The 22,607-nt window shown below is 72.2% G+C and carries 20 protein-coding genes; 16 read left to right on the top strand and 4 right to left on the bottom strand.

Features of this window, described 5'->3' with window-relative positions; translation table 11 throughout:
• Positions 1-78: 78 nt before the first annotated feature.
• On the top strand, positions 79-984 hold the full coding sequence (locus ACIQ9E_RS01020) for a hypothetical protein (RefSeq protein ID WP_403699952.1): 906 nt from the start codon (positions 79-81) through the stop codon (positions 982-984).
• Between the two features lie 18 nt (positions 985-1,002).
• Here ACIQ9E_RS01020 and ACIQ9E_RS01015 read toward each other — a convergent pair whose 3' ends face one another.
• Positions 1,003-2,325 carry a D-arabinono-1,4-lactone oxidase gene (locus ACIQ9E_RS01015; protein ID WP_403699949.1) on the bottom strand — a complete coding sequence of 441 codons (1,323 nt, stop codon included), beginning with the start codon at positions 2,323-2,325 and terminating at the stop codon, positions 1,003-1,005.
• Positions 2,282-3,529: an MFS transporter gene (locus ACIQ9E_RS01010; protein ID WP_403699946.1), complete on the bottom strand. Its 1,248-nt coding sequence runs from the start codon at positions 3,527-3,529 to the stop codon at positions 2,282-2,284. The genes ACIQ9E_RS01015 and ACIQ9E_RS01010 overlap by 44 nt, the downstream gene beginning before the upstream one ends.
• Before the next feature lie 218 nt (positions 3,530-3,747).
• Between ACIQ9E_RS01010 and ACIQ9E_RS01005 the strand changes: the two genes are divergently transcribed.
• Complete coding sequence (locus tag ACIQ9E_RS01005; protein ID WP_403699943.1) at positions 3,748-4,875, top strand: ferrochelatase; 1,128 nt, start codon at positions 3,748-3,750, stop codon at positions 4,873-4,875.
• A 70-nt stretch (positions 4,876-4,945) separates the two neighbouring features.
• Entirely contained in the window at positions 4,946-5,755 is an 810-nt protein-coding gene (locus tag ACIQ9E_RS01000; RefSeq protein WP_403699940.1) for an inositol monophosphatase family protein, read from the top strand.
• 263 nt (positions 5,756-6,018) lie between these two features.
• On the opposite strand, the gene ACIQ9E_RS00995 is transcribed toward ACIQ9E_RS01000, so the two are convergent.
• Positions 6,019-6,186, bottom strand: a complete 168-nt coding sequence (locus ACIQ9E_RS00995; RefSeq protein ID WP_006345895.1) for a hypothetical protein — start codon at positions 6,184-6,186, stop codon at positions 6,019-6,021.
• Positions 6,187-6,568: 382 nt separating this feature from the next.
• On the opposite strand from ACIQ9E_RS00995, the gene ACIQ9E_RS00990 reads away from it, so the two are divergent.
• From ACIQ9E_RS00990 to ACIQ9E_RS00975, 4 genes are all read left to right on the top strand, one after another.
• Positions 6,569-7,222, top strand: coding sequence for a response regulator transcription factor (locus ACIQ9E_RS00990; protein ID WP_006345896.1), 654 nt, complete (start codon positions 6,569-6,571; stop codon positions 7,220-7,222).
• A 3-nt stretch (positions 7,223-7,225) separates the two neighbouring features.
• Positions 7,226-8,464 (top strand): sensor histidine kinase, encoded by a 1,239-nt coding sequence (locus ACIQ9E_RS00985; RefSeq protein ID WP_403699937.1) that lies wholly within the window; start codon positions 7,226-7,228, stop codon positions 8,462-8,464.
• Positions 8,465-8,873: 409 nt separating this feature from the next.
• Positions 8,874-9,170 carry a DUF4193 domain-containing protein gene (locus ACIQ9E_RS00980; RefSeq protein WP_006345898.1) on the top strand — a complete coding sequence of 99 codons (297 nt, stop codon included), beginning with the start codon at positions 8,874-8,876 and terminating at the stop codon, positions 9,168-9,170.
• A 13-nt stretch (positions 9,171-9,183) separates the two neighbouring features.
• Complete coding sequence (locus ACIQ9E_RS00975) at positions 9,184-10,146, top strand: hypothetical protein (RefSeq protein WP_403699933.1); 963 nt, start codon at positions 9,184-9,186, stop codon at positions 10,144-10,146.
• Positions 10,147-10,326: 180 nt separating this feature from the next.
• Here ACIQ9E_RS00975 and ACIQ9E_RS00970 read toward each other — a convergent pair whose 3' ends face one another.
• Positions 10,327-10,800: a DUF3093 domain-containing protein gene (locus ACIQ9E_RS00970; RefSeq protein WP_403699930.1), complete on the bottom strand. Its 474-nt coding sequence runs from the start codon at positions 10,798-10,800 to the stop codon at positions 10,327-10,329.
• 252 nt (positions 10,801-11,052) lie between these two features.
• Here ACIQ9E_RS00970 and ACIQ9E_RS00965 point away from each other — a divergent pair, with 252 nt between their 5' ends.
• The 9 genes from ACIQ9E_RS00965 to ACIQ9E_RS00925 all read left to right on the top strand — a co-directional run bounded on the left by ACIQ9E_RS00965 (position 11,053) and on the right by ACIQ9E_RS00925 (position 22,521).
• Positions 11,053-11,655, top strand: coding sequence for a PaaI family thioesterase (locus tag ACIQ9E_RS00965; RefSeq protein ID WP_403701255.1), 603 nt, complete (start codon positions 11,053-11,055; stop codon positions 11,653-11,655).
• Entirely contained in the window at positions 11,655-12,188 is a 534-nt protein-coding gene (dut, locus tag ACIQ9E_RS00960; protein ID WP_006345902.1) for a dUTP diphosphatase, read from the top strand. Before ACIQ9E_RS00965 ends, dut begins: the two co-directional genes overlap by 1 nt.
• Position 12,189: 1 nt before the next feature.
• Complete coding sequence (locus ACIQ9E_RS00955; RefSeq protein WP_403699927.1) at positions 12,190-12,975, top strand: DUF3710 domain-containing protein; 786 nt, start codon at positions 12,190-12,192, stop codon at positions 12,973-12,975.
• Positions 12,976-13,187: 212 nt separating this feature from the next.
• Positions 13,188-13,928 carry an ABC transporter ATP-binding protein gene (locus tag ACIQ9E_RS00950; protein WP_403699924.1) on the top strand — a complete coding sequence of 247 codons (741 nt, stop codon included), beginning with the start codon at positions 13,188-13,190 and terminating at the stop codon, positions 13,926-13,928.
• A gap of 199 nt (positions 13,929-14,127) precedes the next feature.
• A complete protein-coding gene (locus ACIQ9E_RS00945) occupies positions 14,128-16,671 on the top strand; it encodes an ATP-binding protein (protein ID WP_403699921.1) in 2,544 nt (847 codons plus the stop codon).
• A 199-nt stretch (positions 16,672-16,870) separates the two neighbouring features.
• The gene (locus tag ACIQ9E_RS00940; protein ID WP_403699918.1) at positions 16,871-17,554 is read left to right on the top strand and encodes a response regulator; all 684 of its coding nucleotides are present in this window, start codon (positions 16,871-16,873) and stop codon (positions 17,552-17,554) included.
• A gap of 212 nt (positions 17,555-17,766) precedes the next feature.
• Positions 17,767-18,117, top strand: a complete 351-nt coding sequence (locus ACIQ9E_RS00935) for an OB-fold nucleic acid binding domain-containing protein (RefSeq protein ID WP_403699915.1) — start codon at positions 17,767-17,769, stop codon at positions 18,115-18,117.
• 3 nt (positions 18,118-18,120) lie between these two features.
• The gene (locus tag ACIQ9E_RS00930) at positions 18,121-18,960 is read left to right on the top strand and encodes a DUF3159 domain-containing protein (protein ID WP_403699912.1); all 840 of its coding nucleotides are present in this window, start codon (positions 18,121-18,123) and stop codon (positions 18,958-18,960) included.
• A gap of 162 nt (positions 18,961-19,122) precedes the next feature.
• Entirely contained in the window at positions 19,123-22,521 is a 3,399-nt protein-coding gene (locus tag ACIQ9E_RS00925) for an FtsX-like permease family protein (RefSeq protein ID WP_403699909.1), read from the top strand.
• Positions 22,522-22,607 lie beyond the last annotated feature (86 nt).

Below are 22,607 nucleotides of genomic sequence, written 5' to 3'. Positions count from 1 at the left end.
CCCAAAGGGAACTATTCACTTCGCCCCATCTGTCCCTCATGTGTACGGACTCCACAGAAAGGCGAGCAGGGACAGACGATGCATCAGAGGCCGGAAACCGGTGGCAGCCGATTCGATCCGGGCCGTCCGCACCCCTCCCGGGAGCCCCGGGAACGGTCGGAGCGACGGCTCGACCTGAGCGTGCCCCAAGTGGTCGCGAGCGTGCTGGCCGCGGTCGCCGCCGCCGTACTCGCCTCCAGACTCGGGGTGTACGGCACGATCGTCGGCGCGGGCGTGGTCAGCGCCGTGGCCACCTGCGGCGGCCCGCTCATCCAGCACCTCTTCAGCCGTACCGGTGACCAGCTCCGTGACGTACGGACCCCCGTACGGGGGAGGCGGCTTCCCCCGGCGGAGCCCGTACCGCTGTCCCTGCCGCCGTCGGAGGAGCCCGCGGGCGGGTTCGGTGCCGCCACCACCCACGGCACCCGGATGCGGGGGTGGAAGCGCCCCGCCGCCGCGGCAGCCGTGGTCTTCGGCGTCGCCATGGCCGGGATCACCGGATACGAACTGCTCTCCGGCTCCGGGCTGGACGGCGCCCCGGGGACCACGGTCGGTTCGGTCGTCCGGGGCGGCCCGGGAGGAGGCGGCGGCTCCGGTGGCGGCAGCGACACCTCCCCGCGGCCCGGTGCTCCCTCCTCCGGGCCGGAGGACGGAACCGGCGACCGTACGGAGCGGGAGGGCTCCCCCGGTGACGATCCGGCCGCTCCGACGCCGGGCGAGGACGGGAACGGCGGCTCCGGAGAGCCGGATCCGCCCGGCGGAAAGCCCTCTCCCGGCCCGTCCGCCACACCGGACCCGTCGGCACCCGAACCGACTCCTCCGGCCACGGAAGCCCCCGGGACGGCTGCCGGAACCGAAGGCGGTTCCCGGGCCCCGGGAGCGGACTCCGGTTCGCGTACGGGCACAGGCGCCGGTACGGCGGGCAGCACGGCCGGCGGCGGATGAACCGCCCCCGCGGCCCGTTCAGTCGCCCAGCACGCGCCGCAGATGGTCGTTCCCGAACAGCCGCTCCGGGTCGAGCCGGTCCCGGAGCGCCGTGAACTCGCCGAACCGGGGGTAGGCGCCGGCCAGGTACTCCGCGTCACGAGTGTGCAGCTTGCCCCAGTGCGGGCGGCCCCCGTACGCGGTCATGATGCGTTCCACCGCCGTGAAGTAGGCCCGGTGGGGCGTCCCCCGGTACAGATGGACGGCGAGGTAGGCGCTGTCCCGCCCGGATGCGGTGGAGAGGGTGATGTCGTCGGCGGGGGCGGTCCGTACCTCGACCGGGAAGCTGATCTTCAGCGGCGAGCGTTCGATCATCGCCCGGACCTCGCGCAGCGCCGCCGTACAGGCCTCCCGCGGCAGGGCGTACTCCATCTCCACGAAGCGCACCCGGCGCGGCGAGGTGAAGACCTTGTAGGGAATGTCGGTGTAGGTACGGGCGGACAGCGCCCGGCTGGCGAACTTGGCGATCGGCGGTATCGCGGCGGGGACGGCCCGGCCGACCGAGTTCGCCACCTGGAACAGGCCGTTGGAGAGGAGTTCGTCGTCTATCCACCCGAGGAGTGCACCCGGTGAGATCAGGGGACCCGCGCTGCGGTTGTTGCGCTTGGTGTTGCAGTTGTCCGTGTGGGGGAACCAGTAGAACTCGAAGTGTTCGTTCTCCGCGTGCAGTTCGTCGAACTCGGCAACCACCCGGCCGAAGGGCATCGGCTCCTCCCGTGCGGTCAGCAGGAAGAGCGGTTCCACAGCGAGAGTGACCGCCGTGATCACTCCGAGGGCGCCCAGACCGATCCTGGCGGCGGCGAAGACATCCGGACGGGTCTCGGCGTCGCAGGTCAGCAGGGAGCCGTCGGCGGTGACCAGCTCCAGTCCGCGGATCTGGGCGGCCAGCGAACCGGAGTCCCGGCCCGTGCCGTGCGTGCCGGTGCTCACCGCACCGGCGACGGTCTGCGCCATGATGTCGCCCATATTGGCGAGCGACAGGCCCTCGCGTGCGAGGGCCTGGTTGAGCCGCCTCAGCGGGGTGCCGGAGGCCACGGTCACCGTCATCGCCTCGCGGTCGATCCGCCGGATGCCCGTGAGCAGATCGGGACGGATGAGCAGCCCGTCGGTGGCTGCGACGGCCGTGAAGGAATGGCCCGTGCCGACCGTCTTGACCCGGAGGCCGTCCTCGGCGGCCCGCCGTACCGCTTCGGCGACCTCGTCCGCCGACGCGGGGATCGCCTCCCGTACGGGGCGGGCGGTCACGGTCCCCGCCCAGTTACGCCAGGTTCGCGTCCCTCTCTGCGTGCTGATCGTGCTCATCGACCCGCTGCCCCTCCCGCGTCGTCGCCGGCCGGCTCAGCCGGCGGTACCCGACGAACGCCACCACGGCCGCCAGCAGTCCGGCAACCCCCGGGACGCCGTATGCGGTCTGCGCACCCCATTCGTCGACGGCGACGCCCGCCGCGCCGGAGCCCAGCGCCACGCCGACCGCGAGTCCCGTACTGACCCAGGTCATCCCCTCGGTCAGCTTGGCGGACGGCACGTGCGAACCGACCAGCCCCATGGTGGTCACCATCGTCGGGGCGATGGCCAGGCCCGCGACGAACAGCGCCAGGCTCAGGGCGACCAGGTTCCCGACGAACAGCAGGGGGATGGTGCTCACGGCCATCGCGCAGACGCCGATCAGCCACCGGCGCCCGGGGGAACCCTTGAGGCGGAGCAGTCCGAAGACCAGTCCCGCCAGACAGGACCCGGCGGCATAGACCGCCAGCGCGATACTGGAGGCGGCCTTGTTGCCCTGCTCCTCGGCGAAGGCGACGGAGACCACCTCGACCGAGCCGAAGATGGCGCCCGTGGCGACGAAGGTGACCACCAGGACCTGGAGGCCGCGCGAGGCCATCGCCGAGCCGGGCGTGTGGTGCTCCCGGGGGGCCGGGACGGGCTCGGTGGCCTTCTGTGCGGTCAGCCAGAAGACGCCGGCCATCAGGAAGAGACCGGAGAGTAGCGGACCGGCCGCCGGGAACCAGGCGGTGGAGAGACCGATCGCCAGCGGGGGTCCGGCGATGAAGCAGAGTTCGTCGACGATGGACTCCCAGGAGTACGCGGTGTGCAGCTCCCCGCGGCCCCGGTAGATCGCCGCCCAGCGGGCGCGGACCATCGAGCCGACGCTCGGCACGCAACCGACGCCGGCGGCGAAGACGAACAGCGTCCACACCGGAGCGCCCGCGGTGGCGCAGAGGATGAGGCCCGTCCCCGAAGCCACCGACACCAGGGTGGCCGGGCGGAGCACCTTCGTCTGGCCGTGCCGGTCGACCAGGCGGGAAATCTGGGGGCCGAGGGCCGCGGCCGCGAGGGCGATGGTCGCCGCGACCAGACCGGCGAGACGGTAGCGACCGGTCAGCTCGGAGATCATCGCCAGCACTCCGACGCCGGTCATCGCCAGCGGCAGCCGTCCGACGAGTCCGGCGGCGGAGAACGCCTTGGCGCCGGGGGCGGCGAAGATGGCGCGGTAGGGACTGGGCAACACGGGCTCCGGTGGGACAGGTCCGGTAAGGCGTATCAGTGGCGATGACAGATTACGCGCCGGGATCGGCCACGCGCATCGGGGTTTCCCGGAAATCGGTCCGTGAGCTGGAACGACCTCCGCGGATGCGGGCACCCCCGCGGGCAGGGGTGCCTCGAACGGGGGTCGCGGCGGCGGGTGGGTGCGGCGTTGTCGGTGCCGGGTGGGAGGATCGGTTCATGTCCGACCTGCATGACCCCGCCCCGTACGACGCCCTGCTCCTGCTCTCCTTCGGTGGTCCCGAGGGACCGGACGATGTGGTCCCGTTCCTGGAGAACGTGACGCGTGGCCGGGGTATCCCCAGAGAGCGCCTGAAGGAGGTCGGAGAGCACTACTTCCTGTTCGGCGGCGTCAGTCCGATCAACGACCAGAACCGTGCGCTGCTGGACGCGCTCCGCAAGGACTTCGCGGACCACGGCCTGCACCTGCCGGTGTACTGGGGGAACAGAAACTGGGCCCCGTATCTGACTGACACCCTGCGGGACATGGTCCATGACGGCCGCCGCCGGATCGCCGTGCTCGCCACCAGCGCGTACGCCTCGTACTCGGGCTGCCGCCAGTACCGGGAGAACCTCGCGGACGCCCTCGGCGCACTGCGGGCGGAGGGGCTGGAGCCGCCGCGGGTCGACAAGCTCCGGCACTACTTCAACCATCCCGGGTTCGTGCGGCCGATGGTGGACGGGGTGCTGACGGCCATCGCGGACCTGCCCGAGGAGCTGCGCGCGGACGCGCACCTCGTGTTCACGACCCACTCCATCCCCACGGCCTCGGCGGACGCTTCCGGTCCGGTGGAGGAGCACGGCGACGGCGGAGCGTATCTGCGGGAGCACCGGGACGTGGCCCGGGTGATCGCGGAGGCCGTCCGCGAGGAGACCGGTGCGGACCGCCCCTGGGAGCTGGTCTACCAGTCCCGCAGCGGCGCCCCGCACATCCCCTGGCTGGAGCCCGACGTCTGCGACCACTTGGAGCAGTTGCACGGCGCGGGGGCCCCGGCTGCCGTGCTGGTGCCCATCGGGTTCGTCTCGGACCATATGGAGGTGCTGTACGACCTCGATACGGAAGCGGCGGCGAAGGCGGCCGAGCTGGGCCTTCCGGTGCGCCGCTCGGCGACCGTCGGCGCGGACCCGCGGTTCGCGGCGGCCGTGCGGGAACTGGTCCTGGAGCGGGCGGCGACGGAGCGCGGCGAGCCGGTGCGGCCGTGTGCGCTGGGGGCCCTCGGGGCTTCGCACGACATCTGCCCGGTGGGCTGCTGCCCGGCGCGGATCGCACGGCCCGCGGCGGCCGGTGCGGACGATCCGTACGCATAGGGCCGCTCCCCGTGCTGCCCCGTCCCGTCTCCGTCCCGTTTCCTTCCCGTGCCGACCGTGAGGAATGGCCGTGACCACCACGAGTGACCCGCTCCTGTCCGAACTGCTCGCCTTGGCCCTGGAGGCCGCCGACCGGGCGGGCAGGCTGCTGCGCGACGGCCGTCCGGACGATCTGGGAGTGGCGGCGACCAAGTCCAGCCCGATCGACGTGGTCACCGAGATGGACATCGCGGCCGAGAAGCTGATCACCGGTTTCCTGGCGGAGCGCAGGCCCGACGACGGATTCCTGGGCGAGGAGGGTGCCTCCAGCACGGGGACCAGCGGCATCCGCTGGGTGGTGGATCCGCTGGACGGCACGGTGAACTACCTCTACGGACTGCCGACCTGGGCGGTGTCGATCGCGGCACAGCGCGACGGCGAGACGGTCGTCGGGGTGGTGACGGCTCCGATGCGCGGCGAGACGAGCCGCGCCGTGCTGGGCGGGGGTGCCTTTCTGAACGACCGGCCGGTGCGCTGCCGTCCGGCGCCGCCGCTGGACCAGGCGCTGGTCGCGACGGGCTTCAACTACGTCGCAGAGGTCCGCAGCCATCAGGCGGCGGTGGCGGAGAGGCTGATCCCGAAGCTGCGGGACATCCGGCGCGGCGGCTCGGCCGCCGTGGATCTGTGCGATGTGGCGGCGGGCCGGCTGGACGGCTACTACGAGCGGGGGCTCCATCCCTGGGATCTGGCGGCGGGCGATCTGATCGCCAGGGAGGCCGGTGCACAGACCGGCGGCCGCCCGGGGAGTCCTCCCTCGTACGAGCTGGCCGTCGCGGCCGTTCCCGGGGTCTTCGGCCCGCTCCAGGGCCTGTTGGAGGAGTTCGGCGGCTGGCACGACTGATCCGGCCGGGCGCCGTCGGGCGAATCACGGCCATCGGCAGGTGTCCGCGCCGGACGGTGCGGCGCCGTGCCGGGCCGGTGGATCCGGGCGGCGGCGCCCGGCGCGGGCCGGGGAAGCCCCGGAGTTGTCGGTACGCCGGTGGGTCCGGCACCTGTCGGGTGCCGGACCCACCGGCGTCTACGGTTCGCGCACAGTCGGGCGTAGTCGTAGGCGTGAGTGTCGTGGGTACGGGTGCGGTGCGGACGTGCGCCGGGCCGGACGGGTCAGGCCGCTTCGACCCGCACGCCGTGCTCGGCGGCCAGCCGCCGGAGGTCTTCCAGCTCGGCCAGCTCGACGTCCGCGAGGAAGTCGTCGCCGGTCTCGCGAGCCAGGGTGAGGTCGGTTTCCGTGGCCTTTATGCGCTGTAGCAGTCCTGCGGTGAATGCGTCCATATGCGCCCCCTCGTCGTGGGTGGTGGCACGGGGGTGTGCCTGGGTGCCCTCCGCCGCGGGCAGCCGCGGACGGGAGCGGGTCGATCACGGCCGGCGCCGTCCTGCGTCGCTTCCGGCGGCGGACGGGCGCATACGGGGGGTGCGCCCTCCAGGGCGTGATCTCGGGTGTCTTCTCGTCCTCCCCCGGCCTTCCCTCCGAGAAACCTCAACTCCGCCGGAAATCCGTTGATTCCCCTGCCGCCGGGCACGCCGTTCCGGCTCCGAAGGCGGGAGCATCCCGCCTTACAGCCGGTTTACGCGCGTAACGGGCAGGATGGAAGCGCACAGACAGTGCACGGACATGCCCCGATCGGGTCGACGGGGCCAAGGGAAGGATCGCGACGTGCGCGTACTCGTCGTCGAGGACGAGCAGCTGCTCGCCGATGCGGTGGCCACCGGGCTGCGCCGGGAGGCCATGGCGGTCGACGTGGTGTACGACGGCGCCGCCGCGCTGGAGCGGATCGGTGTGAACGACTACGACGTGGTGGTACTCGACCGCGATCTGCCACTGGTCCACGGCGACGACGTGTGCCGCAAGGTCGTGGAGCTGGGCGTGCCGACCCGGGTGCTGATGCTGACCGCATCGGGGGACGTATCGGACCGGGTCGAGGGGCTGGAGCTGGGCGCCGACGACTATCTGCCCAAGCCGTTCGCGTTCACCGAGCTGACCGCCCGGGTGCGGGCGCTGGGGCGGCGGACGACGGTGCCGCTGCCGCCCGTGCTGGAGCGCGCCGGGATCAAGCTGGACCCGAACCGCCGGGAAGTGTTCCGGGACGGCCGGGAGATCCAGCTCGCGCCGAAGGAGTTCGCGGTGCTGGAGGTGCTGATGCGCAGCGAGGGCGCGGTGGTCTCGGCCGAGCAGCTGCTGGAGAAGGCCTGGGACGAGAACACCGACCCGTTCACGAACGTGGTGCGGGTGACCGTGATGACCCTGCGCCGCAAGCTCGGGGAGCCGCCGGTGATCGTCACCGTGCCGGGTTCCGGATACCGGATCTGATCCGTGCCGGCCGCCCCCGCGCCTCCGAAGGTGCCCCCGAAACCGTCCTGGGACCCGCGTACTCCGGTCCGCCCGCTGCTGCGGCCCACGATCCGGATAAGGCTCACCCTGCTGTACGGCGGGATGTTCCTGATCGCGGGCATCCTGCTGCTGTCGATCATCTATCTGCTGGCCGCCCAGGCACTGCACGACGGCAGCAACAGCAATCTGCCGTTCAAGATCATCTCCGGGAAGTTCCAGGAGACCACGAGCGGCTGCAATCTCCCCGCCGACGGCACGAGCGAGGAGTTCACCGCCGCCCTCACGCAGTGCTTCGCGCACCAGCGCGAGGTGGCGCTCAACGACCTGCTGCGCCGCTCCCTCTTCGCCCTGCTGGGGCTGAGCATCATCGCCTTCGCGTTCGGTTACGCCATGGCGGGCCGGGTGCTGTCGCCGCTGGGCCGGATCACCCGTACCGCCCGCCAGGTCGCCGGTTCGGATCTGTCGCGCCGGATCAAGCTCGACGGGCCGGAGGACGAGCTGAAGGAGCTGGCGGACACCTTCGACGAGATGCTGGCCCGGCTGGAGCGCGCCTTCACCTCCCAGCAGCGGTTCGTCGCCAACGCCTCCCACGAGCTGCGGACCCCGCTGGCGATCAACCGCACCCTGCTGGAGGTGCATCTCTCCGATCCCGGCGCCCCGGTGGAGCTCCAGCAGCTCGGCAAGACGCTGCTGGCCACGAACGAGCGGAGCGAGCAGCTCGTGGAGGGACTGCTGCTGCTCGCCCGGAGCGAGAACCAGATCGTCGAGCACAAGCCCGTCGATCTGGCGGAGGTCGCGACCCGGGCGGTCGACCAGACCCGCGGCGAGGCGGCCGAGCGGGGTGTGGAGATCCGCGGGGAGCGTGAGCCCGCGGTCGTCTCGGGCAATGGCGTACTGCTGGAGCGGGTGGCCCTGAACCTGGTCCAGAACGCCGTCCGGTACAACGTGCCGGACGACGGCTGGGTCGAGGTGACCACCCGGACCGGAACGGGCCGTGCGGAGCTGGTGGTGGAGAACACCGGACCCGTGGTCCCGGCGTACGAGACCGACAACATCTTCGAGCCCTTCCGCCGGCTGCGACAGGAGCGGACGGGGAGCGACAAGGGCGTCGGACTCGGCCTGTCGATCGTGCGGTCGGTGGTCCGGGCCCACGGGGGCCGTATCATCGCGGAGCCCCGTGAGGGCGGTGGGCTCGTGATGCGCGTCACCCTGCCGCTCTGAAATCCGGCGGGGACCGGTCCTCGGGACGAGAAAATCCGTTCGCTTTGGGCGGAATTTTCGGGACCTGTTCCAGGGTTGTCCGTGTGTGATCAATCACAAGGGCGATTTTCGGACCATCCACTCTCCGTGATCACGCTCCTTCCGGAAAGCCGGTAAAAGTCCGGGTTTCCGGGGGTCCGGATCACGGGAAGTACACGGGGTGGCGCCCGTGAGCTGCAATCTTCGGATCGTGTACGGTCCCCATCGCCATCCAACCCGATCACTCCCGGGGGATCCGGTTGGGTGTCGATTGAGTAACAGACCTTGATGTGAGGCAAAATCTCCGCCTCAGGTCGGGCACAAGTCCGGCCTCTCACGCGTTACGTGCGCTGGAGACACCGCAATCACACCCAGAGGGGGAGAGCGACACATGGCAACGGACTACGACACCCCACGCAAGACCGACGACGACGTCGATTCGGACAGCCTTGAGGAACTGAAGGCCCGGCGGAACGACAAGTCGACCTCGACCGTCGACGTCGACGAGTTCGAGGCCGCAGAGGGCATGGAGCTGCCCGGCGCGGACCTCTCCAACGAGGAACTGGCCGTCCGGGTGCTGCCCAAGCAGGCCGACGAGTTCACCTGCATGAGCTGCTTCCTGGTCCACCACCGCAGCCAGCTGGCCCGTGAGAAGAACGGTCAGCCGATCTGCCGCGACTGCGAGTAAGGTCCGGTCGGCCGTGGCAGGCGAGACACCGTCGAGGAAGCGGCGCTTCGGGCGGCTGAAGCCGTCGGAGACGCATCAGGGCGGTACGGGACCGTCCGGGGCTCCTGAGCCCCTGGGCGAGCACTCGGCCGCCCTCCTGCCCCATTCCGTGGGAGAGGGCGGGCGAGGTCCCTCGGCCTCGTCCGACGCACTCCCCGTGCCGTCGCAGCCCTCGGCTGCGGACGCGGCGGTGGAGCAGGTTCCGGAGAAGGCCGGCCGACTGGCCGGTATGCGCCGGGGCGTCCGCAGAAGCGGGCAGAGCGCCCGGGCGACCGTCGGCTATCTCGCCGACCGGATCATCGAGAACGCCCCGCGCATCCCGGTGCGCGATCTGGCGACCCTCCGGTCACAGTTCCCGGGCCTGGACCCCGAACAGCTTGCCGACAAGCTGGTCGCGGGCGCGGCCAACGGGACCGCGACCGTAGGCGCGGGCGTGGGAGCCGCGGCGATGCTGCCCGTACCCCCCGCGATGCCCGCGGAGCTGGCCACCGAGATCACCGGTGTGGCCGCGATAGAACTCAAACTGATCGCCGAGCTGTACGAGGTCTACGGCCAGCGTCCGCCGGGCACGCTCAAGGAGCGCAGCGCCGTCTATCTGACCACCTGGTCGGAAGAGCGCGGCATCGACGTGACCAAGCCGTCGACGTACAAGAACGCGGCGTTGGTGAGCAGCGGGCTGAAGCGCGAGCTGCGTCAGCAGATCATGAAGCGGATGATCCGGAATCTGCCGAATCTGCTGCCGTTCATGATCGGTGCGGCCGTGGGCGCCGTGATCAACCGCCGGGACACCCGGCAGCTCGCCGAGCGCATCCGTAAGGACCTGCGGGCCCGTCGGGTGTCGTGGGACGCGCTGGAGCTACCGCCCCTGGAGCAGCCGCAGCAGCCTCTGGAGCTGTCTCCGGAGCCCGGTCACCGGGCCCGTGAGCTGGAGCGCTGAGCCCCTCTTACCGTTTCCCGTCAGAATCTGTGCCGGGGGCCCGCAGCGGCCCCCGCTCCCTCTCGGTGCGCCAGGGGTACCGCTGCCGTGCCCGTGGACCCGATACCCGGCCGGGACGGGCTCCGGCCACTCATCCGTCACTCACGGGCACTCACGGCCGGAACCCGGAGCGCTTCGCGGTCACTCCCCCGCGGACCGTCCGGACAGCGCGGCGGCCAGGGCCTCGGGATCGCGCGTGGACAGATAGACGTACGGAGTGGGGTCGGCCGGGTCGGTGACCATGACCTTCACCGCGGTCGGCACATAGCTGCGCAGCAGCATGAAGGCCCTGGGATCCGCCTTGTACGAGCGCCAGGCACGGGCCTCCTCCGGGTCGAGCACCTCGGGCTCGCCGAGGGCCGTCAGCGGAATCCGGGCGTCCCCCGCGACCAGGGAGCCGGCCACCACCCGGATACGGGCGCTGCCGTACGAACTCACCAGCGCGCCGGAGAGCAGCGTCACCGCGACCACGGCGACGATCGTCGGCAGCAGGCCGACCGGGAAGACCGTGAGCCCGCCCGTGAGGCCCAGCAGGCCGCAGATCACCCACCACAGTGCCGGGGCGGTCAGTCGTTCTTCGTAGCGCGGCGCGGCGGCCGGGGCGGGGGGCTGCATACGGCCAAGCTTGGCACGGCCTGCCGGGCGTTTCTCGTGGGGGTACGGCGGCGCCGTGGCACCGGCGACGGCCCCCGGGGATCCACCGGACCGTGGGCACATGCGTACGAGATGCCACCCCGCTGTCGGCGGTGTGCTGCCGGTGCGAGCCGGGCGTACGCGGGCGGACGACGGTGCTCACGTGAGGCAGGGGGCAGACCGCGGGTAAGGTCTGCGCCTGTGAGCACTGCAAATCCACCGGGGCCGGACCCCGTGCCGGGCCCGGGCCCGGCGGCCGTCCGCCCTTCGGCCGTGACACCTCCGGCCGATGCCGTACCACCGGTACGCCATCCGGACGCCCCCGCGCCCGGCGAGCTGGTCGGTACCCACTACGAACAGTGCTTCGGCTGCGGAGGGGACCAGGAACACGGACTGCACCTGGCGGCGCGGGCCGGGGAGGGCGTGAGCATCACGGCCGAGTTCACGGTGAAGCCGGCCCACCAGGGCGCCCCGGGGCTCGCCCACGGCGGGGTGCTGGCGGGCGCGCTCGACGAAGCGCTGGGCTCCGTGACCTGGCTGCTGCGGACGATCGCGGTCACCGGCCGGCTGGAGACCGATTTCGTCCGCCCCGTGCCCGTCGGGGCCGTGCTGTTCCTCCGGGCCGAGGTGACCGCGGTGGCCGGACGCAAGCTCTACGCTCGTGCCGAGGGCCGGATCGGCGGTCCCGACGGGCCGCTCGCCGCCCGCGCGAACGCCCTTTTCGTCGAGGTCGGAGTCGATCACTTCATCGACAACGGCCGCGCCCAGGAGATCGAGGCCGCCATGGCCGACCCCGACCAGATCCGCCGCGCACGCGCTTTCGAGGTGAACCCCTGATGTCCAGCCCCCTCAGCCCTCTCGATGTGCTGATCCGCCGGGTCGACCCCGAGGTGCCGCTGCCCTCGTACGCGCATCCGGGCGATGCCGGTGCCGACCTGGTGACCTGCGAGGCCGCGGTTCTGGCGCCCGGGGAGCGGACGGTGCTGCCGACCGGGATCTCCGTGGCGCTCCCCGACGGGTACGCCGCCTTCGTCCATCCGCGCTCGGGCCTCGCGGCCCGCTGCGGAGTAGCCTTTGTGAATGCCCCTGGGACGATTGACGCCGGGTACCGTGGGGAAATCAAGGTGATCGTGGTCAATCTCGACCCGCGGGAGAGCGTGCGGTTCGAGCGTTTCGACCGTATCGCCCAGCTTGTCGTCCAGAAGGTCGAGAAGGTGCGCTTCCACGAGGTGGCGGAGCTTCCCGGCTCGGCACGGGCCGAGGGGGGCTTCGGGTCCACCGGCGGCCATGCCGCCGTGGGCGGCACAACGGATGGCTCAACGGGTGGGAACAGATACGCTTCCGTCGTATCCGACCGGGAAGGACAGTGACGTGTTCGGACGTCGCAAGAAGAGTGGTTCCGCGAAGGACGCGGACGCAGCGGGCGAGACCGAGCAGGTCGACGCGGCCCTCGACGGGCCGGACGAAGCCGGCGCTGACGCCGACGACGTCGCACCCCAGCGGGTGAACCTTCCTCCGGCCCCGCGGCCCGACGGCCCCTGGGACCTTTCCGAGGTGTCCAAGCCCGCCGAGGGGCGGGTCGACCTGGGCGGACTGTTCGTGCCCGGGGTCGAGGGCATGGAGCTGCGGGTGGAGGTCGCCGGTGACGCGATCGTCGCCGCGACGGTCGTCCTGCGGGACAGCGCCGTTCAGCTCCAGGCCTTCGCCGCGCCGAAGAAGGAAGGCATCTGGGGAGAGGTCCGCGACGAGATCGCCGGCGGTATCACCCAGCAGGGCGGTGTGATCGACGAGGTCGAGGGTCCGCTCGGCTGGGAGCTGCGGGCCCAGGTGCCGGTGCAGCTTCCGGACGGCACGGGCGGGGTGCAGTTGGTGCGTTTCGTCGGCGTCGACGGGCCGCGCTGGTTCCTGCGCGGGGTGATCTCCGGCCAGGGTGCGGTTCAGCCCGAGGCCGCAGGTCTGCTGGAGCAGATCTTCCGCGACACGGTCGTGGTCCGCGGTGACGGACCGATGGCGCCCCGTGATCCGATCGTCCTCAAGCTTCCCGAGGACGCGCAGATGGTGCCCGAGGGCGTCCAGCAGGAGGAGCAGGCCGGTTCCCGCTTCTCCGGCGGCATGGGACAGCTCCAGCGGGGCCCGGAGATCACCGAAGTCCGCTGACCTGGCCGGACGGCCTCCGTGGCGAAACGTCCGACGGGCCGCACCCCGAGTTATCCACAGGGGGTGCGGCCCGTCGCCGTTTCCCCGTACTGTGCCGAAAACACCGGATGAGCGGTGGGGACGGACAGGCCGGGCGCGGGTGCGGAGCCCGTACGGCCCGTACCCGCGGCGCTCGATCCGGGACGGACGACGGGAACCACCGGGGGGCAAGGATGAGCAGCGACGGGCGGAGCGGTACGGCGGCCGTGGTGGACGGGCCGGGCGGCGCGGCCGCCGAGGGGCCGATGGTGCGAGTGGAGAATCTGCACCGGACGTACGGCTCGGGAGCCGGCGCGGTGCATGCGCTCCGGGGGGTCTCCTTCGAGGTGCCCCGGGGTGAGCTGGTGGCGCTGAAGGGCCGGTCGGGATCGGGGAAGACGACGCTGCTGAATCTCGTCGGCGGTCTCGACGAACCCGACGAGGGGCGCATCTTCCTCGACGGTACGGATCCGGCCGGGCTGGACGAGGACGGTCTGCTGGCGCTGCGGCGCGACCGGATCGGCTTTGTCTTCCAGTCCTTCGGACTGATCCCGATCCTGACGGCCGCGGAGAACGTGGGGGTGCCGCTGCGGCTGCGGAGGGCGCCGGTGAAGGAGCGGGACGAGCGCGTGGAGCTGCTGCTCGCGCTGGTCGGTCTCGCGGATCACGCCGCCCAGCGGCCCACGGAACTCTCCGGCGGCCAGCAGCAGCGGGTGGCCATCGCACGGGCCCTCGCCAACCGTCCCGCCCTGCTGATCGCCGACGAGCCGACGGGCCAGCTCGACGCGGAGACCGGGCTCTCGGTGATGGAGCTGCTCCGGGCGGTCGTCCGGGCCGAAGGGGTCACCGCGCTCGTCGCCACCCACGACAACCAGCTCCTCGGGCTGGCGGACCGGGTGCTGGAGCTGCACGACGGGGAGATAACCGAGCACTGACCACGGGCCGGGCCGGCGGGCTCTGCCGCAGGTGGGCGGAGGGGCCGGCCCCGGGGAGGCGCGCATCAGAATCGCGTCAATACCTTCTCCGGCCCCACCACCCCGCCCGATTTGCCCGCTTCCCGCGCCGTATCGTCATCGCAGCGCACGAGCGTGACGGCCGGAACGCCTGAACGCCTTCCTGAAAGACAATGGGGCCATGGGACGCGGCAAGCTTCGGATCTACCTCGGCGCAGCGCCGGGTGTGGGCAAGACGTACGCGATGCTCTCCGAGGCCCACCGCCGGGTGGAGCGGGGCACCGACTGCGTGGTGGCCTTCGTGGAGCACCATGACCGGCCGCGGACCGAGGTGATGCTCCACGGTCTGGAGCAGATCCACCGCCGCGAGCTGGAGTACCGCGGTGGGGTGTTCACCGAGATGGACGTGGACGCCGTCCTGGAGCGGCGCCCCGCCGTGGCCCTGGTGGACGAGCTGGCGCATACGAACGTGCCCGGCTCGCGCAACGCCAAGCGCTGGCAGGATGTGGAGGAGCTGCTGGCGGCCGGGATCGACGTGATATCGACCGTCAACATCCAGCACTTCGAGTCACTCGGCGACGTCGTGGAGTCGATCACGGGGGTACGGCAGCGGGAGACCGTCCCGGACGAGGTGGTGCGGCGGGCCGACCAGATCGAACTGGTCGACATGGCACCGCAGGCGCTGCGCCGCCGGATGGCCCACGGCAATATCTACAAGTCGGACAAGGTCGACGCGGCCCTGTCGAACTACTTCCGGCCCGGGAATCTGACCGCGCTGCGGGAGCTGGCGCTGCTGTGGGTGGCGGACCGGGTCGACGAGTACCTCCAGCAGTACCGGGGCGAGCACAACATCCGCTCGACCTGGCAGGCCCGTGAGCGGATCGTGGTCGGGCTGACCGGCGGGCCCGAGGGGCGGACCCTCATCCGCCGGGCGGCCCGGATGGCGGCCAAGGGTTCGGGCAGTGAGATCCTCGCGGTCTACATCGCCCGCAGCGACGGTCTGACCTCGGCGTCGCCGAAGGAGCTGGCGGTCCAGCGGACCCTGGTGGAGGATCTCGGGGGGACGTTCCACCATGTCATCGGCGACGACATCCCCTCCTCGCTGCTGGAGTTCGCGCGCGGGGTGAACGCCACCCAGATCGTGCTGGGCTCCAGCCGCCGCAAGACCTGGCAGTACATTTTCGGCCCGGGGGTGGGCGCGACGGTGGCCCGGGATTCCGGGCCCGATCTGGACGTCCATATCGTCACCCACGACGAGGCGGGCAAGGGCCGGGGGCTTCCGGTGGCGCGCGGCGCCCGGCTCGGACGGTCGCGGATCGTCTCGGGCTGGCTGGTCGGCGTCGCCGCCCCGGTCCTGCTGGCGCTGCTGCTGAGGGCCCTCGACGATTCCCTCGGGCTCGCCAACGACGTCCTGCTCTTCCTCTTCGCCACGGTCATGGCGGCGCTGCTGGGCGGGCTGCTGCCGGCCCTGGCGTCCGCGGCCGTGGGGTCCCTGCTGCTGAACTACTACTTCACCCCGCCCGTGCACACCCTCACCGTGTACGACCCGAAGAACATCGTCGCGATCGTGATCTTCTTCGCCGTCGCCGTGGCGGTGGCCTCCGTGGTGGACTTGGCGGCGCGCCGCACCCACCAGGCGGCCCGGCTGCGGGCGGAGTCGGAGATCCTGTCCTTCCTCGCCGGGAGTGTGCTGCGCGGGGAGACCTCGCTGGACGCACTGCTCCAGCGGGTCCGGGAGACCTTCGGCATGGAGTCGGTGGCCCTGCTGGAGCGGAAGAGCGACGTGGACCCGTGGACCACGGCGGGCAGCGTCGGCCCCCGGTCGGTCGTCCGGCCGGAGGACGCCGATGTCGACATGCCCGTCGGGGACCATATGGCGCTGGCACTGTCGGGCCGGGTGCTGCCCGCGGAGGACCGCCGGGTGCTGGCCGCCTTCGCGGCCCAGGCGGCCGTGGTCCTCGACCGTCAGCGGCTGGTCGGGGAGGCGGAGGAGGCCCGCAGGCTCGCGGAGGGCAACCGTATCCGTACCGCGCTGCTGGCCGCCGTCAGCCATGATCTGCGGACTCCTCTCGCGGCGATCAAGGCGGCCGTCACCTCGCTGAGATCGGACGATGTGGCCTGGTCCGACGAGGACGAGGCCGAACTGCTGGAGGGCATCGAGGACGGTGCCGACAGACTTGACCAGCTGGTGGGGAACCTTCTCGACATGTCCCGTCTCCAGACGGGTACGGTCACCCCGTTGATGCGGGTGACCGATCTCGACGAGGTGGTTCCCATGGCCCTGGTCGGAGTGCCGGACGAGAGCGTCGAGCTGGACATTCCCGAGACGCTGCCGATGGTCACCGTCGACCGGGGGCTGCTGGAGCGGGCCGTGGCGAACATCGTGGAGAACGCCGTCAAGTACAGCCCGGACGCGACGCCGGTGGCGGTGGCCGCGAGCACCCTGGGCGAGCGGGTGGAGGTCCGGGTCGCGGACCGGGGTCCGGGGGTGCCGGACGACGAGAAGGAGCGGATCTTCGAGCCGTTCCAGCGGTACGGGGACGCGCCGCGCGGCGCGGGGGTGGGGCTGGGGCTCGCCGTGGCCCGCGGTTTCGTGGAGGCCATGGGCGGCACGCTCACGGCCGAGGACACCCCGGGCGGTGGGATGACCATGGTGCTGACCCTGATGGTGGCGCCGGGGACGGAGCCCGCGGCCCCCGATCTCCCCGCGCAGGTCACCTCGTGATGCGCAGCGCCGGGGGTGCTGCTCCGGTGTCGGCGTCCGGCTCGGGGGCCGGTCCGGACCCGGCTCGCGGATCCCGCCGGGCCCCGGGCGGCGGCGGTGGGCCGTGAGCCCCGCGGCCACAGGGCTCTCCGCGGGCGCCCGGAACGAAGCGAACCACGCGAACAAGGCAACAGCTGAAGGACAGAAAGGCAGGCCGCGCATGACCAGGGTGCTGGTGGTCGACGACGAGCCGCAGATCGTACGCGCCCTCGTGATCAACCTGAAGGCGCGCAAGTACGAGGTGGACGCGGCACCCGACGGGGCGACCGCGCTCCAGCTGGCCGCCGCCCGTCACCCCGATGTCGTCGTACTCGACCTGGGCCTGCCCGATATGGACGGGGTGGAGGTCATCAGGGGTCTGCGCGGCTGGACCCGGGTCCCGATCCTGGTGCTCTCCGCCCGTCAGACCTCGGACGAGAAGGTCGAGGCGCTCGACGCGGGCGCCGACGACTATGTGACCAAGCCCTTCGGGATGGACGAGTTGCTGGCCCGGCTGCGGGCCGCGGTCCGCCGGGCCGAGCCGGTGGGCGGCGGCGAGGACGATGTCGTCGTCGAGACCGACGGCTTCACGGTCGATCTGGCCGCGAAGAAGGTCAACCGTGACGGCCGGGACGTCCGGCTGACCCCGACCGAGTGGCATCTGCTGGAGGTGCTGGTCCGGAACACCGGCCGGCTGGTCAGCCAGAAGCAGCTCCTCCAGGAGGTCTGGGGACCTTCCTACGGGACCGAGACCAACTACCTCCGTGTCTACATGGCCCAGCTGCGGCGGAAGCTGGAGGCCGATCCGTCGCACCCGAGACACTTCGTCACCGAGCCGGGCATGGGCTACCGCTTCGAGCGGTAGTGCGCCGGTAGCCGCCGGTGACGGCCCCGGGCCGGGCTCCCCCGGGCCGTCCCGGGTTGTCCACAGGCGCTTGCCGCACCGGGTGGCGTTCCGGCCGGGGCCGGTACGCTTGCGGCATGAGCGCACCTCCATCCGGGACGTCCGGAAGCGGTTCCGGACCCGGGTCCGGGCCGGTCGGTCCGGACCCGAAACCGGTCGGCCGTCTCCGCCGTATGTTCGACCGCCTGTCCAGTTCGCGGCAGGACCTGGAGTCGGAGGAACTGCGGGTGGACGCACAGGTGTCCGGGTGCACCCGGATCGCCGAATGCACGGATCGCCAGATCGTCCGCGTCACTGGTACGTTGCGGACGGTGACCCTGCGTCCCCGGGCCGGGGTGCCCGCCCTGGAGGCCGAGTTGTTCGACGGCACGGCCCCGCTGGACATCGTGTGGCTCGGCCGCCGCTCCATCGTGGGCATCGAGCCGGGCCGCAGGCTCATAGCTTCGGGCCGGATCTCCATGAGCCACGGCCGTCGTGTGCTGTTCAACCCCAAATACGAACTCCGACCGCTCGGACAGGAGTAGCCGGTGACGTCTTTCGACAAGCCGACCACCACCCCCTCCCCCTCGTCCTCCCCGGCGACCTCTGCACCGGACCTGCCCTCCGCGGGCTCACCGGTGCCGGGCGCGCAGGGGCCGGACGGGGCCCCGGCGGGCGCCGTCGCCCCCGACGAGGCCGATGTCAGGGCGGTCACCGAGGCCGCCCTCTTCGACGCCTTCGGCGGCATCCGCGGCATGGTGGAGACGGTCGTCCCCGGTCTGCTGTTCGTCACCATCTACACGATCAACCAGAACCTCCACGCCTCCGCGATCGCCGCACTGGCGGTCGCGCTGGTGCTGGTCGCCGCCCGGCTGGTGCTCAAGGGCACGGTCAAGCACGCATTCAGCGGGGTCTTCGGCGTCGCCTTCGGCGTGGTCTTCGCGATGATGACCGGCAATGCGAAGGACTTCTATCTGCCGGGCATGCTCTACACCCTGGGGCTCGGCGTGGCGTACGTCGCGACCGCGGTGGCAGGTGTGCCGCTGATCGGGCTGATGCTGGGCCCGGTCTTCAAGGAGAACATGTCCTGGCGGACCCGTAACCCCGGCCGCAAGAAGGCGTATACGAAGGCCAGCTACGCCTGGGGCGCGATCCTGCTCGCCAAGTGCGCGATCCTCTTCCCGCTCTACTGGTGGGCCGATACGACCGAGCTGGGCTGGGTGCTGGTGGCGCTCAAGATCCCGCCGTTCCTGCTGGCCGTCTATCTGACCTGGGTCTTCCTGGCCAAGGCGCCGCCGCCGATCGACGTGTTCGCGGAGATGGAGGCGGAGGAGCGGGCCGAGGCGGAGCGCAAGGCCGCCCGGGCCGCCGAACAGCCCGGGAACTGAGCGGGAAGCGCTTCGCGCCGAACGCTGAAAACGCTTTCCCCCACGGTCACGATCTGATCAACTCCGGGGCCCGAGCGTGCTTCCCCCGGGTGCCCTCTGCAACGATCCCAGCTCGAAAGTTTTTTCGGGGGCGGCTCGTACAGGGCTACAGGGGGATGAACGGTGACGGCGTTTCTGTTCCACCGTGCGCGCGGGCACCGGCTGCTGCTGTCCGCCGCGCTGCTCGCCGTGCTGCTCACCGCTTCGGTGCTGGCCGCTCTCGCCGCCTTCGCCGGTTCCGTCGGGGACGCCGGACTGCGCCATGCGCTGCAGTCCCGGGACGCGGCCGCCGCCTCGCTGATCATCACCTCCGAGGACTCGTCCGCGGACCGGGCCGCCGCCGGACGAGGCGCGCAGCGCGGTGCCGAGCGGGCCTTCGACGGGCTGCCCGTCACCCTGCGGCCGTTCGAGCGTTCGGCGCCCTACTCCCTCCCCCGGGCGCTCCAGCCGCCCGCTGCCCGCCAGGGGGAACCGGATCTGACCATGCTGGCGGTCGTGGACCGCTCCCGGGTCCGGCTGGTGTCGGGGGCCTGGCCCTCGTCCTCGGCGGTGGGCCCGGTGGTAGAGGTCGCACTGCCGGAGGCGGCCGCGCGGGCCCTGAAGCTGACCGCGGGACCGCGGGTGCTGACCCTCGCCAGCCGCCTCGGCGGACCCGCGGTGCAGATCCGGGTGGCCGGCGTCTACCGGGTCCACGACCGTGGTGATCCGTACTGGCAACTGGACGAACTCCGCGGGCGCAGTGTCCGCACGGACGTGTTCACCACCTACGGGCCGCTGCTCACGGACCCCCGTGCCTTCACCTCCGAGCGGATCGCCAAGAGTGGTCCTTCCTGGCTGGCGACCGCGGACTTCTCCGTCCTGGAAGCGGACCGGATCGACACGCTCCGCTCGTCCGTGCGCCAGAGTCAGAAGCAGCTGTCCGCGGAGCCCGCCCTCAAGGGCGGTGTGGTGGCGAAGACGTCCCTGCCGGAGGTCCTCGACCGGATGGAGCGGGCCCTGCTGGTGGCCCGCGCGACGCTGCTGATCGTCTCGTTGCAGCTGGTTCTGCTCGCGGGGTACGCGCTGCTGATGGTGGCCCGGCTGTTGAGTACGGAGCGGGAGGCCGAGACCCGGGTCCTGCTGGCGCGCGGTGCGTCGAGGCGCCGGATCGCCGCCCTGTCGGCGCTGGAGGCCCTGTTCCTGGCGCTCCCTGCCGTCGTCGGTGCGCCGCTGCTCGCCGGTCCGCTGACCGCGCTGCTCGCGGGTCAGGGGCTGCCGGCCAGGATCGGGCTGCGGGTGGACACGGCGCCGACCGCCTCGGTCTGGCTGGTGGGCGCGCTGGTGGCGCTGGCCTGCGCGGCGGCGGTGGTGGCGCCGGCGATCGGTGCGGCCCGCCGGTCCCGGGGGCGGGCCGGTACGCTGCCCGCGCCGGTGCGGGCGGGCGCCGATATCGCGCTGGTCGCGGTCGCCGGGGTGGCGTACTGGCAGCTGGAGCGGCGGACATCGGGCAGCGGGGCGCTGAGCGGTGACCGCGCCGGTGCTCTGGGGATCGACCCGCTGCTGGTGGTGGCCCCGTCGCTGGCGCTGCTGGCCGGGACCGTACTGACGCTGCGGCTGCTGCCGCCCGCGGCCCGGCTCGCCGAGCGGCGGGCGGTGCGTGGCCGGGGTCTGACGTCGGCGCTCGCGGGCTGGCAGCTCAGCCGTCGTCCGGCGCGCGGCGCGGGCCCCGCGCTGCTGCTGGTGCTGGCGGTCGCGCTGGGCATGCTGGCGATCGGTCAGAGTGCTTCGTGGGACCGTTCGCAGGACGATCAGGCGGACTTCCGGGCGGGTGCCCCGGTGCGGGTGCTCGGCGGGAGCACGGTCCAGTTCGGGCAGGGCGGGGTGTTCGACGGGATGCCGGGGCTGCGGATCGCCGCCCCCGCCGCCCGGCAGACGATGCCGCTGACCGGCGGGCGCCAGGCGACCGTGCTGGCCCTGGACACCCGGTCGGCGCTGTCGGCGAGCCGGGCGGCGGTGCGCGACGACGGCGCGGCCGGTGGTGGATTCCGGCTGCGGCGCGATCTCGCGGAGAGCGGGGATCCGCACCGTTCCGTGGCAGCGCTTCAGCCGCGCGACGAACCGCGCGCCGGGGTGGTGCTGCCCGACGGGACCCGGCGGCTGGAGCTGGACATCACCCTGGGCGGTGCCTATGACGGGCCGCACGGCACCGCCGCCCTGGACGCCAACACCTTCGGGGAGCGCGGGCTGTCCGCCACGGTCACCGTGGAGGACCGGTACGGCGTCCCGTACCGCCTCCCCCTGAGCAATCTGCTCCCCGACGGGAAGCGGCACCGGGTGGCGCTGGACCTCGCGAAGGCCGCCGATGCGCCCGTCGGGCGTCCCGCGGGGCCGCTGGCGCTGACCGCGGTCGAGTTCGACGAGGAGGGCTTCCCGGACCGGGTGGCGCCCAAGAGGCTGACCGTCGGCACGATCCGGGCGGCGGGTCCTGACGGGACCGCGCGGCCGGTGGCCGTGCCCGAGGGGCTGTCCTGGCGGGCCACGGCCGCCGCCGCTACGGCCGACGCGGACCCCGCCGCCGTACGGCCCGCCGTCAGCAGGGTGACCGCGTCGCCGGATGCCCCGGTCGACCTCCGCTACCACACGGGTACCGCGGAGTACACGGACGGCTGGGGCCCGGCGCATTCCGTCACGGTCCGGGTCGCGGCGGTACGCCCGCCGGCGCCGGAGCCGCTCGCGCTGGCCACCAAGTCCTTCCTGGCCGCCGGTGACGCGAAGGTCGGTTCGCGGATCCAGGTGCCGATGCAGGGCGGTGACATCACCGTCCGGATCGCGGGGGTGCTGGAGGCCGTACCGACGACCGGGCCCGGCTCGGCCGACCCCGCGGCCGTACGGCCCGAACTCGACGGCGGTGCCCTGCTGCTCGACCTGCGGGCGGTCAATCGGGTCCTCGCCGAGCGGCCCGCCGCGTCCTTCGCTCCCGGTGAGTGGTGGCTGTTCGCCCTGCCGCGGCACGCGGAACAGCTCGCGGCGGCGCTGCGGGAGCGGGCCGAGATCGATCCGTCGCAGATTCTGGTACGGGACGAGATAGCACGTGAGCTGCACGAGGACCCGCTCGGCGCGGGCCCGCAGTCGGCGCTGCTCGCGACGGCGGCGGTGGCCGCGCTGCTGGCCGCGGTCGGTTTCGCGGTGGGCACGGTGGGAGCGCTGCGGGAGCGTACGGCGGAGTTCGCGGTGCTGCGGGCGCTGGGCGCGCCCCGGCGGCTGCCCGCCCGGTTGCTGGCCGTGGAGCAGTCGGTGCTGATCGGTATGGGGCTGCTGATCGGGGCTGCCCTCGGGACGGTGCTCACCCGTGCCGTCGTACCGCTGATCGTCCTGACGGGCGGGGCGACTCGGCCGGTCCCCGAGGTGCTGGTGGAACTTCCCCCGGGCCGGGTGGCCCTGCTGCTGGTGGGTGTCGCGGCGGCCCCCGTGCTGATCGTGGCGGCGCTGATGCTGCGAAGGACCGAACCGGCGGCGGCGCTGCGGGTGCAAGGAGGCGAGTGAGGGTGACTGCGACGGTGACGGAACGGCGGTCCCCGGGCGCGGGCCCGGAACGGAGGAGCGGGCGTACGCCGGCGGGGTCGTGCGGG

This window comes from Streptomyces sp. NPDC094448, assembly GCF_044763775.1.
Lineage (GTDB): Bacteria > Actinomycetota > Actinomycetes > Streptomycetales > Streptomycetaceae > Streptomyces.
The sequence above is the reverse complement of the archived record's forward strand: the minus strand, read 5'-3'. Positions and strand labels throughout refer to the sequence as shown.

What these genes read in the sequence shown, in the direction of transcription:
- ACIQ9E_RS01020 (WP_403699952.1), top strand. Translation starts at nt 79, where the DNA reads ATGCATCAGAGGCCGGAAACCGGTGGCAGCCGATTCGATCCGGGCCGT.
- ACIQ9E_RS01015 (WP_403699949.1), bottom strand. Translation starts at nt 2,325, where the DNA reads ATGAGCACGATCAGCACGCAGAGAGGGACGCGAACCTGGCGTAACTGG.
- ACIQ9E_RS01005 (WP_403699943.1), top strand. Translation starts at nt 3,748, where the DNA reads ATGTCCGACCTGCATGACCCCGCCCCGTACGACGCCCTGCTCCTGCTC.
- ACIQ9E_RS00995 (WP_006345895.1), bottom strand. Translation starts at nt 6,186, where the DNA reads ATGGACGCATTCACCGCAGGACTGCTACAGCGCATAAAGGCCACGGAA.
- ACIQ9E_RS00980 (WP_006345898.1), top strand. Translation starts at nt 8,874, where the DNA reads ATGGCAACGGACTACGACACCCCACGCAAGACCGACGACGACGTCGAT.
- ACIQ9E_RS00970 (WP_403699930.1), bottom strand. Translation starts at nt 10,800, where the DNA reads ATGCAGCCCCCCGCCCCGGCCGCCGCGCCGCGCTACGAAGAACGACTG.
- dut (WP_006345902.1), top strand. Translation starts at nt 11,655, where the DNA reads ATGTCCAGCCCCCTCAGCCCTCTCGATGTGCTGATCCGCCGGGTCGAC.
- ACIQ9E_RS00950 (WP_403699924.1), top strand. Translation starts at nt 13,188, where the DNA reads ATGAGCAGCGACGGGCGGAGCGGTACGGCGGCCGTGGTGGACGGGCCG.
- ACIQ9E_RS00945 (WP_403699921.1), top strand. Translation starts at nt 14,128, where the DNA reads ATGGGACGCGGCAAGCTTCGGATCTACCTCGGCGCAGCGCCGGGTGTG.
- ACIQ9E_RS00940 (WP_403699918.1), top strand. Translation starts at nt 16,871, where the DNA reads ATGACCAGGGTGCTGGTGGTCGACGACGAGCCGCAGATCGTACGCGCC.
- ACIQ9E_RS00935 (WP_403699915.1), top strand. Translation starts at nt 17,767, where the DNA reads ATGTTCGACCGCCTGTCCAGTTCGCGGCAGGACCTGGAGTCGGAGGAA.